The sequence below is a fragment of the Wolbachia endosymbiont (group A) of Andrena fulva genome (assembly GCF_964026815.1).
GTDB classification, from domain to species: domain Bacteria; phylum Pseudomonadota; class Alphaproteobacteria; order Rickettsiales; family Anaplasmataceae; genus Wolbachia; species Wolbachia pipientis.
Map to the genome: position 1 here is coordinate 53,093 of NZ_OZ034701.1, position 14,706 is coordinate 67,798.

The window sequence follows — 14,706 nt, forward strand, 5'->3', positions numbered from 1 at the left end:
CAACACATACAACGGCACTATCAACCACTGATGCTATAATTAAAGTAATGAAATTTGCCATATGAAAATTCAACTTGGACTTCAATTTTTCAAAAATAATTATGCTTGAGAGAAGAGATACTAAAATTGCAGTATATGAAATCAATATCATCAAATTAAAACTTTGCCATTTAAAAACACAACATAGCGCTGTACACACTATTAAGTTGTACGTAGCTTTGCTTCTGCCATAAAATTCAACCATTGAATTTACAACTAAAGCAGCTCCCACAAATAAGGCAGCACATATCATCAATTTATTTGAAGTGTTGAGTAAAGAAAGACTGATAAACAGGAGTATCGATAAAATAGACATAATTACCTACCCAAAATTAATAACATACATTCATTCTAAATAAACATTACATATAGTAAAAGAGTTATTTAGCATAATAAGAAAAATATTTTATATTAGCATGCCACATCTTTCAGATCTACTTTTAAAACATCCTTTATGTTTAGCACCTTTTTCTCTGTTACTTTGCCAATACATGAATAAACTGCACCTTCAAACAATTCTTCAAACCTCTTCTGATTTTGTGGTGCAATAGTAACCAAAATTCTACTTTGCGATTCAGAAAACATTATTATCTTGTTTATTATGTCTGTATTTTGTATTTTTCCTATTGGCACTAGTGAAAGATCGATTTCAGCACCAAGGTCTCCTGCAATTAGCGATTTTGCCAGAGCAATAACTAATCCGCCTAAGTTTGGTGCAATTGCAGAGGCAATTATGCCATCTTTTATTGCTTGGTTGTAACGCTCATACAACTTCCTAGCGCTCTTTGCATCGACTTTTGGTACGTTGTTATTACCTATTCCACTGTATAATTGATATTCAGATCTACCAAGCTCATCGTGGGTTGTACCAAGCACATATATCAAGTCCCCCGGCATTTTCACATCAAGCGATACCGCATTTTCAATATTCTCTATAACTCCAATTGCTGAGATGAGTAATGAAGGTGGTGCAGAGATCATCACTTTCTCGCCATTTTCGTCATATCCCTTAAAGTCGTTAAACATACTATCTTTTCCGGATATGAATGGTGTTTTAAATGCAGTTGCAAAGTCGTAACAAGCCTCTGCAGCTCTCTTTAGTTGCCACAGCCTTTCTGGATTATAAGCATCACACCAGCAAAAATTGTCGAGCAACGCTAGATGATTTATATTTCCTCCTGCGGCTACATAGTTGCGTATCGCGGTGTCAATTGCACATGCTGCCATGTGGTAGGTGTCAATTTCTCCATAACTCGAGCCAAACCCCTGTGATTTCACAACACCTTTGTTTGAAGAAAAGATTGGCCTTGAAACAATAGCTTCACTGCACACTCTTCCCTTGCCCTGCAATGGTTTTAGCACTGACGATCCTTGAACTTCATGGTCATATTGCACCACTATAAACTCTTTGCTGCATATGTTTGGTCTGCTCAGCATTTCTTTTAGCTCGACTTCTAAAGATGCTGGATTTGTTGTCATTCCAGTGCATGGCGCTAGAAGCCCCTTAGACCACGGCTTTGTCTGTAAATGCACTTTGGGATTACCATCATGCAGAAATTCAGTTTCGATGTCCATTATTGGTGGAGCAGAAGAAAGTTGAACCTTAGCCCTCTTGCTATCACTGAACTCTCCAATCACACAAACCTCCACATCGTGTTTTTTCATGATTTGCTTGAACGTAGGGAGATTTTCTTCTGGCACTGCTAAGGTCATTCTCTCTTGTGATTCTGATATCCATATTTCCCATGGAGCCATACCATCGTTTTTAAGGAGAACCTTGCTCAAATCAACTTCAAATCCGTCTTTTCCCATTTCACCAATAGACGATGATAGACCGCCTGCTCCATTATCCGTTATTGCATTATAAAGACCAAGATCTCTTGCTTCCAAGACGGCATTGGATAATTTTTTTTGTGTTATAGGGTCACCAATTTGTACAATTGTTGAAGGGCTGTTTCCCGACAAAGCCTCTGAAGAAAAAGTTGCGCCGTGAATTCCGTCCCTTCCAACTCTTCCACCAATAATTACGATTTTATCGCCATTTTTTGGTCCTTTAATGTGTGAAGGTGCGTTATTTATGTTGCGTGGAATAATTCCTACACTTCCAACAAAGACTAACGGCTTTCCACAAAATCTATCGTCAAAATATACCGATCCAAGTTGTGTTGGAATACCAGAGCAGTTACCAGCAACATTAACGCCATGGATCACTTCTTTCATTATATATTTTGGCGGTAAGATCTCATCAGTGCGCTCTTTATCCCTATAAAACTTGCCTTTTGCTTCTTTGGCAAAGCAAAAGTAATAGGTATTCATTATAGGCTCTGCGCCTTTACCGAAACCAACTATATCACGATTTACTCCAAGCACTCCGGTCATTGCTCCACCAAAAGGATCGAGAGCTGAAGGGCTATTGTGAGTTTCAACTTTATCTACGATTAAGTAATCGTCATCGAAGATTATTCCTCCGGCATTGTCGGAGAAAACTGACACACATATGTCAGAATTTATCTCACGCGTTGCACGCTTGATATAATGTGCGTATAGGCCATCTTTTATTTCATCAATAGGAGAGCAGAAAATGTTGTGCTTACAATGTTCAGACCAAGTTTGTGCTAGGGACTCAAGTTCAATATCATATGGATTTCTATTAAGTTTTTTAAAGTAATCCTTTATAGCTTTCATTGCTGCCAGCGAGAGCCCTAAAGTGCCGTTACCATCAATTCCATCTCTGCTGATTTTCTCAAGTTCTTGGTCACTTACATTGAGGTCAACAGACTTAGCCCCATTACTACTTGATATCACTCCAGTGCTCTCTTTTGTCATTCCTGTTTCCCCCTCTGTCATTCCAGTGCTTGACACTGGAATCCAGTTTTCATTATACAATTGCTTGAAATTTTCTGGATCCAAGTAGTCAAGCACTGGGATGACGCCTTTTAACTTACCGTAATGCCTCCAATAGCAATTGCCGTTTTCTTTATAAACAAGCGTGCAATACTCAGTGATAGGGTTGAATTCTTGCTTTATATAATCTTCGGTTGGCATGCTTCCTTTACCCAAAATCAATTTTGAACTTCTTGCTTTGATCTCAATTGGTGTCATTCCAGCCTTTTCGTCCGTCATCCCAGTGCCCCGACACTGGGATCTATAGATTCCAGCGTCACGCGCTGGAATGACAGAGGGGGGAATTTGCATGACAGATGGATCGATATAGCCTTTGCTTATTAAATACTCCCTAACAATTTGTTTCGCTGTGTTGCCTACATTATCGGTCATGCCAGGTAAAAAGCTTATTTCCAAGCCCCACTCAGCTTGTGGTTCTATGAAATCATATTGAACTTCTTCAAGGTTTTCGTTGTAGGAATAATAACGGCAATCTTGTATGACTTTATTATAAAATAGCCCGCAAATTTCTTCATATAATTTGGATGGTAATCCTTTGCGTATGTAAATCGAGTAAACGTTGACTAACCATCTGCGGCCAATTTGCTCGCATTTATTTAAAACTTCTATTCTAATGTTTGCCATGTAATGTTATAAAAAATTTTAATATATAATAGCATACAAGCACGTTTATATTTTGAATAATTTCTATACAATAAAATATTGTATTAATTGTTACTGTTAGTGGGAAGAGTTTTTACCGTTAATGTGGATGAATCTCTTTTTGATGTGCTGGTTCAGCACATATTTTCTGAATATGAAAGAGAAAAAATTCCTGAAGTAAAAATCATACTTCCTTGCAAGAGGGATGTGATAGCGCTGCTGAGTGCATTCAAGAATCATAACGCTAAAAAATGCATAATTTTGCCAGAGATAGTTTCGCTAGAGAATATTGATGAGGAAGATTTAATATTAAATCTTGATAGGGTTAAAGTTATCAAGCCAACAAAAAGGACACTGCTACTCATTCAATTCATATTGGAGTGGAATAGAAAAAATAATGATAATTTTCCAATTGATTTAGCTTATAGCCTGCCATCACTGCTTGATAAAATTCAATCTACCCAAACAACGGATTGTTATCAATTTGATGAACATTCAAAAAAAATAGAGAATTTCATAAGCTTACTCACTGAGACTTGGAGTAAAACTTTAAAAGATTTAGAAGTAGTAGATATATTAAAACATAAGAGTGATTACATAAACAATATGATAATCTCTTTACAAAAAGACCAACATATAATCTTTGTTGGAATTGGAAAGGATAAGTCGTTAATTAAGGCTATATATGACCTGCCGTTTGGAGAAATAATTTTGCCTAACCTGAATTTGAAAATTAAAGAGAAAGACTGGAAATTGCTTGATAAAAAACACTATCAATATTGTCTGAAAGATCTGCTAGGTTATTTAAGTATAGGCAGAGAGGATGTAAGTTTTCTGCCAGAAGCGTGTTCTCCAGTGCCCAGACACTGGGATCCAGAAAACTTAACTTTAAATGAGCGCACCAGGTGGCTGTATAATGAAAACTGGATCCCAGTGTCAAGCACTGGGATGACAGAAGAAAGGGCTGGGATAACAGGAAGTCCTGAGGAATATCTAGATTACGTCTTTGATACAACTGCCGATCTAAGCAAAGTTAGTAGTGGACATGTTGGCAATATTGAAGTCATCACTTGTGATTCCAGAGAGGAAGAAGCACAAGTGACATCATTAATTATAGAAAATGAAGGTTATGAAAACATTTCTTTGGTCGTCTTTGATAAATTACTTGCAGCTCGTATAGCATGTTTATCAAGGCAACACAGTGCCATACCGGAAAATTACCCTTATATAACGCTTCTGCTTTATAGTATCGAAGTTTTGACCTCAAATTGGAGCAGTGTGTCATTACTTTCGCTCCTTAAACATAGGCTAGTGACTTTTGGTTACACTCAAGAAGAGTACACTCGGATTTTATCTGAATTTGAAATAGAGATATTACGCAACTTTAGTACAAATGGCCTGAGCGATATTATAAATGCTATCAATGCCCATAAAAAGCTAAAACATAAAGAAGATATATTACTTATTATCAATAAGTTAGAGGCTATATTTAATCCTTTGCTTAATTCTATAAATTACTCTATTTCTGATGTGGTAGCAACTCATTTGCAGTGTATTAATATATTATCTGGTATAAATTTTTCAGAGCTAAATAGTGAAATAGGTAATTTCACCTGTAATTTCTTGAATGCATGTGAGGGTGTAGAAATTAAGTGCTCCTTAGAGTTATATAGCCAAATTCTGACCTTATTTTTAGAGAAAGAGTTTTTCTCTGTAGCAAGTGACTTGAATAAATTCAGCTTATATCACAACAAAGTTGTAATACTTGCTGGATTTAATGAAGCGCCAAGCTTTCAAAATCCGCTTTTGAATGCATTTACGAGAGAAAAATTTAATCTTCCTTCCGTGCAAGAAGAGCAGGGGTATTTTTTTTATACTTTACACAATTTGTTTTGTGCAAGTAAGGTTTATATTACAAGATCGCTAAGCCATAGAAAACCAATTCTATTGCAGCGTTTGGAAATTCTACTCAAGGAGGGGAAGCAGCCGTATCGTGATTGGCTAAGGATATTAAATACGCCTGAATGTACTGTTCCATGTACTCAGCCTATGCCAAAACCTCAAACCGAAGTTAGAAAAGAAAAAATGCAGGTGATGTCTTGCAGTGCAATAGAAAAGCTAATTCGTAATCCTTATTCATTTTACGTTGAATATATACTGGGCCTTAAACAATTAAGAGACTTGAATTTTAAGCCATCGATATTGGAATTTGGCACTATGGTACACAACATTCTTGCAAGATATTTACGCAACAAAAAATCTCCAATGAGCATTGCACGAGAAGCATTCTCGACTAGTCAGTTTAATTTTTCAAATATGTGGTGGGTAAGACTACAAAAGATAATTCAATCTTTTGTCGAATTTGATGAAACTCGAAGCAATTATGTTGAGTTGGAAAAGAACTTTTCCTGTCCGATATTTCATATTCCAGCGCGTGACACTGGTTCTTGTGATCAGTATGAAACTGCTTGGATGACAAATAAGCCACAAGAAATTTCACTGATAGCAAGATGTGATAGAGTTGAGTATCTACCAAGTGGGCAAGTGGCAATTATAGACTATAAGCTTGGTACACCACCTTCCAATGAAGAAGTAATGTCGGGATTTTTTCCGCAATTAATTTTACAAGCCTTAGCGGTAGAACATATAACAAAAAGAGAAGTCTCAGAACTTGCTTATTGGAAACTTGATTATGATAAAATAAAAGTTATTTCTATACAAAATTATAGATACAAAATGCAAGAATTAAAAAATGATCTGCCTGGTTTTTTATCTAACTATTTAAGTAATTCCACACCCTTTATTGCCTCTCCATATTTTGATAAATTCCTGAGATTTAACAGTTATAAACAGCTAGAAAGGGTAGGAGAGTGGTTGTAAATGGTGTCATCCGAGTACCTGACACTGGTTTCCATCCAAAAGGGTGTCATCCCAGTGCCCAGACACTGGGATGGCTTTGTTGCATCACACTTTATGAGATGGTGATTTATGGTAAATTCATGTAACTATCTCAAATTTAGCCATACCAATATCAGTGAATTTATTAAGCAAATAGCATTTGATTAGCAGTTCTTTTTCTCGATTTATCTCAGATTTATTCCTAAAACTAAATCCGAATATTTGCTTTAATCTTGAGAAAAACCCTTCAATATAAGATCTTTTCCCATAATTTACTTCTTTTTTCCATTCTTTCATGCCATCTTCACAGTATAATTTTATTAACCTAATAGCAGCATTCCTGTCAGACATATAATCTATTTCTGGATGTTCTGCCGCATTGTTTATTGGTGGAATTTTTGTCTTTATATCATATTCGTTACACAACTTATAAAACTTGTGCCTATCACATGCTCTATCTGCATATAGTGCTTTTATGGCATGCTGAAAATCAACTTCTTTTAGCAAATCACAAGCTCCATAGTGATCAGAGTAGACACCGTTACTGTATTTTACAGCTATGGCTTTTTTGTTGTTTATATTCAACATTACGTGCAATTTTCTCGTTTGCTCATAGCCACGATATTTTCTGTCAGTGCTATTTTCCTTGCTGTGACCAGGAGTGTTGTTGTATATACTAATTCCTGTACTGTCTATAGCAATTTCGATATCTTCCATATTATAGCTCTTTCCATAAAAGTCCGGATGTGATAGGATAAGGGTAGATGATGATAAGGAGGTTGAATGCCAGCAGCATATAGTTATGATTTAAGAAAAAAAGCAATGGAAGCGCTAGACGAAGGAGAAAGCAGAGAAACAGTGGCAGCAAGATTTAAGATTGGACGAACTACTTTATGGGAGTGGCAGCAAAGAAGAAAAGAAACAGGAGACTTTCAATCAAAAAAACTTGGAAATGGGGGTTACAATCACAAAATTACCGACTGGGATACCTTTGCCAAATTTGCCAGAGAACACGGAGGAAAGACTCTATCGGAAATGGCTAAACTTTGGAACAACGTTAGTATCCAAACGATCTATCGAGCCCTTAAAAAAATTGGATTTACGCGCAAAAAAAGACATATGGATACAAGGAAAGAAACGAAGAAAAACGTGCTGAATTTTTGAAAATTATAGCGACAAAAGAACCTAAAAACTTAGTGTATATAGATGAGTCTGGCATTGATAACACCGAAGACTACCCCTACGGATATTGCCAGAAAGGACAGCGGTTTTATGCCTTAAAATCTGGAAAGAAAACTCAACGAATCAGTATGGTTGCAGCCTTAAGTGGAAGAAAGATAGTTGTTCCGTTAACCTTTGAAGGCCACTGTAATATGGATGTTTTTAATGGATGGTTTGAGCAATTTTTGACACCGATCTTGGAACCTGGACAGACTGTCATTCTTGACAATGCTACTTTTCATAAGTCTGATAAGATTATCGAGCTTGCTAAAGGGGTTGGTGCAGAAATTTTGTATCTGCCGCCTTATTCTCCAGATTTCAACAAAATTGAGCATCATTGGTTTGCTATAAAAAACAGAGCCAGGAAAAACATTCCTCTATTCGAATCCTTTCGTCGTGCTGTTGATTCTGCCTTCCTATGACCTGTTCGGACTATTATGAGAAATGCTATACTACATAAGGCCTAATTTCCGGAAGATCAACTTTTTGGTGAACATAAGGTTTTTCGCATATTACAAGCTCTCCTCCGCATTCGCAAATATTAGGCAACTCTATTTTTACTACTTTATCCGCTTCCATTGTAGCATGAAAATTTCCTTTATGCCCAACCTGATCGCCAACATTCCTTTCGCTTTTTGGCTTGTCCTTTTTTGTTTTGTACAATTCTTTAGAGCTCGGTAGAGATGAATTTTTCGAGTTTAAACCAAGCCTTTCCTTTAATTCAGCGTTCTCTATCTTTAAAGCTTTATTTTCTGCTTTTAAGTTTTCTATCTCTGCTTTCAGTTTTTCTATTTTTTGCTGTAAATTTTTGCAAAGTTCTAAAAGGTTTACCACATTACCTCACTTTTGCTCTATGATTATCTTTTTAGATCACTTTGTCTACCTTATTCTACCACTCCGCTGAACGGATACCTTGGGTTAGCTATAGCTAACACCACAATTGTACTAACATTGTGATTTGAGAACAACCTTCACCAGAAAGGGTGTCATTCCAGTGTTAAGCACTGGAATGACGAGAGGTAACGCAAGGTGCGCCAAGGTGCGCCAAGAAGTGCTTGGAGAACAGTTGGTGAAAATCCAACACAAACAAAGTCTAGCCAACAGTTTGGAACAGACCACTATGTTGCATGAGGTAACGAGTGTAATAGAGCTAGTGGGATGGACAATGCAGGGCACAACGGAAGTGAAGGAGTGGAGTCCCGAAATACCTGAAGACATAGAGGTCGACATGTTCATGGCCATGGAAGACAGCATGAAGGATAACGTAAAGGCAAGTTATCACTCACTCTATCGGGATCTGAGACCGTGCCATGTATTGAAATGGACTTCAAGTGAACTTGGGAGATCCCATGCATTCCTATTAAGGTACGTTGGAACAAGTCAACAAAGGCAAGAACTAGCGGAAGATGCAGGGGAAGTCGGACTGATTGATAGTACTCAGAATGTGGGAAAGCCACGTACAAGGGGAAGCGATCAGCAATATAGTAACTGGAATAGGGATTGCTATGCCAATACAACGGAGGTAGGAATAACATGCGATATAAACTAAACCAGATAGCAGTAAGAGCAAAGCAAGATAAGCGACTAAAATTCACATCGTTAGTCCATCTGATAAATACAGAGAATCTTGCGAGATGTTATAAAGAACTGAAGCGTAACAAGGCTTGTGGAGTAGACCAGATAACAGTGGAATCATACGGAGAAAATCTGAATGAGAAACTCGAAGTGCTAGTAGAAAGTATGAAGAGGAAGCAATATCAACCACAACCAGTAAAGAGGGTATATATACCGAAAGCTGGAAGTAAAGAGAAACGCGGACTCGGAATACCATCGACCGAGGATAAATTAGTACAGATTATGCTGAAGAAGATATTAGAAAATATTTACGAGGCAAACTTTCTGGACAGCTCATATGGATTTCGACCAGGAAGAAACTGTCATCAAGCGGTAAATGCACTAGATAAAGCAGTTATGTACAAGCCAATAAACTACATTGTAGAAGTGGATATCAAGAAGTTCTACGATAATATACAGCATAAATGGCTAATGAGGTGTCTAAGGGAACGAATAACTGACCCAAATTTGCTGTGGTTAGTAAAGCGGTTTCTCAAGGCAGGGATAGTCGAAGCTGGAAATTATGAAGCAACAAAACAAGGTACACCACAAGGCGGTATAGTAAGTCCTGTATTAGCAAATATATACTTACATTATGTGTTGGATTTATGGATAGAAAAGAAATTTAAACCAAGATCCAGAGGATATATACAAGTAATAAGGTTTTGCGATGATTTTGTGGTTTGTTGCGAAAGTAAGGTAGACGCGGAAGAATTTCTGGAATTACTGAAACAAAGGCTAAATAAATTTGGGTTGGAAGTATCTGAAAACAAGACCAGAGTAGTAAAGTTTGGCAAGAGGGAGTGGCAACGAGCGATAAGAGAGAAACGAAGGACGGAAAGTTTCAATTTTCTGGGGTTTACGCACTATGGTGCAAAAAGTCGTCGTGGTAGATTAATGATGGGACATAAAACCTCTAAGTTAAATCTAGCCAGAAAACTAAAAGAAATCAAGGAGTGGTTGAAAATAGTCCGCGGAAGTATTCGACTTAAAGATTGGTGGCAAGTACTGAAGGCTAAATTAACAGGACACTATAACTACTTTGGTATTAGCGGAAATTATTGGTGTTTGAAACAATTTTACACATCAGTAAGAAAGCTAGCATTTAAATGGATAAATCGGCGTAGTCAGAAAAAGAGTATGACCTGGGAACAGTTTGTACACTACGTAGAAGTAAATCCATTACCAAAGCCAAAAATACATTTTTCTTTATATGCATAAGAGGGACGACTGTGAAAACTAATATTGATGAGCCGTGTGCGGGAAATCTGCAAGCACGGTTCTTTAGGGGGAGTTGTAGTAATAAAACTCAAACGAGAGGAGTAAAGCTACAGCTTCTACCGAACAAGTTTACTCTTAATAAAAACCTGATGATGAATCATTATTACCAAATTTCGGCCTATTTCTGTTGCTGAAACCAGAACGAGGACGAGGAGGCCTCTTATGGTGACTTCCTCCAGGTTTTCTACTAAATGAATTATTGTAATAATTATCCCTGTCATTTGGACCATCTTTCCTTTCCTCGTTGTAAAGCTCACCTTCAAAAAACTCTCCCGTCTCTTGATCAACCCGACGTCTTGACAACTTTGGACACCCACCTTTTTCGAAGTCAATTACTAGTGCTTTGAAAGTATCATCTTGTTTAAGTACGCTCTCTATAGAATCTATATGTTCATTAGCTACTTCACTTATGTGCATTTTTCCTTTTCTGCCATTAAGAAATTCAAGCTCTACAATAGACTTCTCTATTCTTACAACCTTGACATCAACTATAGAACCTTGTTCTAGTTCTGTTATTGAATCAATCATCATACTCTTTGCAATTTCAGCTTCAGTGCCACTCGTAGCAAAAACAGAAACTTTACCATCATCTCCTATTTCAATTTTTGCATTACTTCTTTCACACACACTGCGTATATTTTTCCCCTTAGAACCTATAGCAGCAGAAATTTTGTCTTTATCTATGTAAAATGATAACATCCTTGGTGCATGGTCTTTGACATCATCACTGTGTTCTGAAATCACTGCATTCATTTTTTCTAAAATATGTAATCTTCCAGCTTTTGCCTGTTCTAAAGATTTTTCAACAATTTCAAAGCTTATACCAGAAATTTTCATGTCCATTTGTAGCGCCGTAACCCCTTCACTAGTTCCTGCTACTTTAAAGTCCATATCACCAAGATAATCTTCATCACCAAGTATATCGGAAAGTATTACATACTCGTCTTTATCTTTGATGAGACCCATAGCAATTCCAGCAACAGGGGCCTTTATTGGCACACCCGTATCCATTAAAGCAAGAGAAGTCCCACAAACTGTTGCCATAGAAGAAGAACCATCAGACTCCAAAATTTCGGACACTACTCTTATTGTATAAGGAAATTCAGACTTATCGGGTAAAACAGGATGAATTGCTTTCCAAGCAAGTTTGCCATGACCGATTTCTCTTCTTCCTGGTGCACGCGCAGCAGAAGTTTCTCCAACAGCAAATGAGGGAAAGTTATAATGCAACATGAAATGCTCACGTCTATCCCCTTCAATATCATCCACAATTTGCTCATCTTGAGTGGTGCCAAGAGCAGTAACAACCAGTGCCTGAGTATTGCCTCTTGTAAATAGTGCAGAACCGTGAGTTTTGGACAGAATATCAACTTCAACTTCTATCTGACGTATCTCATCATGCTTACGACCGTCTATCCTTACACTTTTCTTCCTAATTATTTCACGTACTAAAGATCTTTCAAAGTTTTTTACTGCATACGTAATTAACTTTTCGTCTTTTCCAGTTTCTTTAAGAGTATTCAATATATTCTCTCTGATCGCTTCTAGAGCTTGAACTCGCTCTTGTTTTACTGTTTGCGAATATGCTTTTTCAAAATCTTTACCGTATTTTTCGAGCTCTTGTGTTATATCTGATGCATCAATAGGGGCAAAGCTCTCAGGTTTATTGCCAATTGTATCAGCAAACTCTTTTATGAGCTTAATGACAGGCTTAAGGTGTTCATGGCCAAATTTTATTGCATTAAAAACATTTTCTTCAGAGAGCTCTTTCACTTCTGATTCAACCATTAAAATTGAATTTTCATCACCAGACAAAAACAGATCCAAGCTGCTTGCTTTCATCTCTTGAACAGAAGGGTTGAGTATATAGTTATTATTTTCATCACAACCAACCATCACTCCAGCTATAGTAAAGTGAAAGGGAACACCAGAAATTGCAAGAGCTGCAACAGCACCAATCAATGCTGGCACTTCAGGAGGATTGACTGTATCATAAGTTAATAGATTGCACACCACACTAATTTCATCATGAAATCCTTCTGGGAATAGTGGTCTTATACTTCTATCTATTACTCTTGAGATTAAAGTTTCTCTATCAGATGGCTTGCCTTCTCTTTTAAAAAACCCGCCAGGGATCTTACCCATGGCATAGCTTTTTGCGATAAACTGCACATTTAAAGGTAGGAAATCAACGCTTTCTTCCTTCTTTTTACGTACAACAGTTACTAAAACAGAAGTATCACCGTAATTTACAACTACTGAACCATGAGCTTGGCGTGCTATTTTTCCTGTTTCTAAAGATAAGGCACGACCACCCCACTCTATAGATTTTTTTATAATTTTAAACATATTAAATTCCTCGATTATTTTCTAATGCCTAACTTCTCTATTAATTCCTGATAGGCTTCATTACCAAATTTACGCTTTATATAATTTAAGTGCTTGCGTCTTCTACCTATCAATATAAGTAAACCACGCTTAGAGTGATGGTCATGCTTGTGCACTTTAAAATGCTCAGTTAAGTTACTGATCCTCTCGGTCAAAATTGCACATTGTACAAAAGATGAGCCTGTATCATCTTCTTTAATTGCATATATATTTATCAAACTCTTTTTCTTTTCGGATGTTATCGACATCTAAACCTCATTTTAAATATTAAAAACACGAATAGGTTTCACACAACCATAAATAAAACTGCAGATTGCAATAGGTACACTACCCACCACCGTACAACAAATATCATGATTCTTTAAATTACGCAAGTTATTTAATACAACTTCCTGACCTTTTCTGATTTTCCCCGAATCTTCTAGGGAAATTTCAACTTTGAACATCGATTTTAAAGCCGATTCAATGGGGATGACGAAACTTTTTGTATTACTCCCTGTCACTCCATCATCTTCTGTCATCCCACCCCCCTCTGTCATCCAAGTAGCTGACACTGGGATGGCTTTGTTGCATCGCTCTTCGGATAGTAGGTAACGCACAATAAATTTATGAAGCTATCTCAAATTTAGCCATACCAATATCAGTGAACTTATTGAGCAAATAGCATTTAACAAGTAGTTCCTTCTCTCTATTTGTCTCAGATTTATTCCTAAAACTAAACCCGAATGTTTGTTTCAGTCGCGAGAAAAAACTTTCTATATAAGATCTTTTTCCATAACTCATCTCTTTTTTCCACTTCTTTATACCATCTTCATCATATGACTTTATGAGCTTGACTGCAGAATTTCTCTCAGCCATATAGTCTAACTTTGGATGCTCTGCTGCGTTGTTTTTCGGAGGAATTTTCGTTTTTATACCATATTGATTACACAGCTTATAGAGCTTTTCTCTGTCATATGCCCTATCTGCATATAGTACTTTTATGACATACTGAAAATCGACTTCTTTTAGCAAATCACAAGCTCCATAGTGATCAGCCGTTACTGTATTTTACAGCTATGGCTTTTTTGCTGTTTGTATTCAACATTACATGCAATTTTCTTGTCTGTTCATAGCTGCGATACTTTCTATCTTCGCTATTTTCTTTGCTATGACCAGGAGTGTTGTTGTATATACTAATTCCTGTACTGTCTATAGCAATTTCGATATCTTCCATATTATTTTCTGCAATCATTGATCTTAATATTGAGTTTCTTAAACCTTCTTGATGATTGTGAATAGCTGATAACTTGCAAATTTTTCCCAATTTGCTCAAGGTATCCTGCTATAAACCCAACTGTTTGCCTCAGGCCTATTCTAAATAAACAAGTTATTATGTGCACCAAAATTACAACTTTATCGCTATAAATATTGTTGCCACCTGGTATTTTTGGACCATTCTCGTACCACTTTTCTATGGCTTCGTTGATATAATGAAAAATATTTCCTCTTTTTTCTAGAAATTTGTTATATTCGCTATGGTTACTGACCCTCATTTTTTGTGGCATATTTTTTCTTTCAAGGTTAAATGGCTATTTTATAATGAATTTTGTCAGTAGCCACCAGATTTTTTCAGTTGCTATGCAACAAAGCCATCCCAGTGTCGGCTACTTGGATGACACCATTTATTGTAAGGACTTACCTCACATTTACTCTATGATTATCTTTTTAGATCACCTT

Annotated in this window: 13 protein-coding genes and 1 pseudogene; 5 read left to right on the forward strand and 9 right to left on the reverse strand. The window is 36.8% G+C overall.

Features of this window, described 5'->3' with window-relative positions; translation table 11 throughout:
* Nucleotides 1–450: 450 nt before the first annotated feature.
* Entirely contained in the window at nucleotides 451–3,567 is a 3,117-nt protein-coding gene (locus AAGD84_RS00265; protein WP_341818022.1) for an AIR synthase-related protein, read from the reverse strand.
* Nucleotides 3,568–3,666: 99 nt separating this feature from the next.
* Here AAGD84_RS00265 and AAGD84_RS00270 point away from each other — a divergent pair, with 99 nt between their 5' ends.
* Nucleotides 3,667–6,465: a WPE palindromic element domain-containing protein gene (locus tag AAGD84_RS00270; RefSeq protein WP_264723472.1), complete on the forward strand. Its 2,799-nt coding sequence runs from the start codon at nucleotides 3,667–3,669 to the stop codon at nucleotides 6,463–6,465.
* Between the two features lie 117 nt (nucleotides 6,466–6,582).
* On the opposite strand, the gene AAGD84_RS00275 is transcribed toward AAGD84_RS00270, so the two are convergent.
* Nucleotides 6,583–7,200 carry a transposase gene (locus AAGD84_RS00275; protein WP_341818023.1) on the reverse strand — a complete coding sequence of 206 codons (618 nt, stop codon included), beginning with the start codon at nucleotides 7,198–7,200 and terminating at the stop codon, nucleotides 6,583–6,585.
* 66 nt (nucleotides 7,201–7,266) lie between these two features.
* Here AAGD84_RS00275 and AAGD84_RS00280 point away from each other — a divergent pair.
* A protein-coding gene (locus AAGD84_RS00280) for an IS630 family transposase (RefSeq protein WP_264705388.1) occupies nucleotides 7,267–8,126 on the forward strand; the annotation gives its coding sequence in 2 pieces (ribosomal slippage) (nucleotides 7,267–7,591 and nucleotides 7,591–8,126; 861 coding nt in all).
* A gap of 28 nt (nucleotides 8,127–8,154) precedes the next feature.
* On the opposite strand, the pseudogene AAGD84_RS00285 reads toward AAGD84_RS00280, so the two are convergent.
* A pseudogene (locus tag AAGD84_RS00285) lies at nucleotides 8,155–8,538 on the reverse strand (IS66 family transposase); the annotation flags it as partial.
* A gap of 124 nt (nucleotides 8,539–8,662) precedes the next feature.
* Between AAGD84_RS00285 and AAGD84_RS00290 the strand changes: the two are divergent.
* From AAGD84_RS00290 to AAGD84_RS00300, 3 genes are read left to right on the forward strand one after another with little or no spacing between them, the layout of a single operon-like run.
* A complete protein-coding gene (locus tag AAGD84_RS00290; protein WP_341818024.1) occupies nucleotides 8,663–9,253 on the forward strand; it encodes a hypothetical protein in 591 nt (196 codons plus the stop codon).
* Nucleotides 9,238–10,539: a group II intron reverse transcriptase/maturase gene (ltrA, locus tag AAGD84_RS00295; RefSeq protein ID WP_338476458.1), complete on the forward strand. Its 1,302-nt coding sequence runs from the start codon at nucleotides 9,238–9,240 to the stop codon at nucleotides 10,537–10,539. The genes AAGD84_RS00290 and ltrA overlap by 16 nt, the downstream gene beginning before the upstream one ends.
* Before the next feature lie 11 nt (nucleotides 10,540–10,550).
* Nucleotides 10,551–10,733 carry a hypothetical protein gene (locus AAGD84_RS00300; RefSeq protein ID WP_341818025.1) on the forward strand — a complete coding sequence of 61 codons (183 nt, stop codon included), beginning with the start codon at nucleotides 10,551–10,553 and terminating at the stop codon, nucleotides 10,731–10,733.
* On the opposite strand, the gene pnp is transcribed toward AAGD84_RS00300, so the two are convergent.
* From pnp to AAGD84_RS00330, 6 genes are all read right to left on the reverse strand, one after another.
* Nucleotides 10,675–12,948: a polyribonucleotide nucleotidyltransferase gene (pnp, locus tag AAGD84_RS00305; RefSeq protein WP_095742791.1), complete on the reverse strand. Its 2,274-nt coding sequence runs from the start codon at nucleotides 12,946–12,948 to the stop codon at nucleotides 10,675–10,677. The two genes, AAGD84_RS00300 and pnp, sit on opposite strands and share 59 nt — an antisense overlap.
* Nucleotides 12,949–12,962: 14 nt before the next feature.
* The gene (rpsO, locus tag AAGD84_RS00310) at nucleotides 12,963–13,235 is read right to left on the reverse strand and encodes a 30S ribosomal protein S15 (protein WP_006279944.1); all 273 of its coding nucleotides are present in this window, start codon (nucleotides 13,233–13,235) and stop codon (nucleotides 12,963–12,965) included.
* 12 nt (nucleotides 13,236–13,247) lie between these two features.
* Nucleotides 13,248–13,508 carry a hypothetical protein gene (locus AAGD84_RS00315; protein ID WP_265038372.1) on the reverse strand — a complete coding sequence of 87 codons (261 nt, stop codon included), beginning with the start codon at nucleotides 13,506–13,508 and terminating at the stop codon, nucleotides 13,248–13,250.
* An 85-nt stretch (nucleotides 13,509–13,593) separates the two neighbouring features.
* Complete coding sequence (locus tag AAGD84_RS00320; RefSeq protein WP_007548764.1) at nucleotides 13,594–14,001, reverse strand: transposase; 408 nt, start codon at nucleotides 13,999–14,001, stop codon at nucleotides 13,594–13,596.
* A gap of 19 nt (nucleotides 14,002–14,020) precedes the next feature.
* Complete coding sequence (locus tag AAGD84_RS00325; protein WP_010082383.1) at nucleotides 14,021–14,221, reverse strand: hypothetical protein; 201 nt, start codon at nucleotides 14,219–14,221, stop codon at nucleotides 14,021–14,023.
* Complete coding sequence (locus AAGD84_RS00330) at nucleotides 14,205–14,534, reverse strand: transposase (protein ID WP_007548762.1); 330 nt, start codon at nucleotides 14,532–14,534, stop codon at nucleotides 14,205–14,207. Before AAGD84_RS00330 ends, AAGD84_RS00325 begins: the two co-directional genes overlap by 17 nt.
* Between the last annotated feature and the right edge of the window lie 172 nt (nucleotides 14,535–14,706).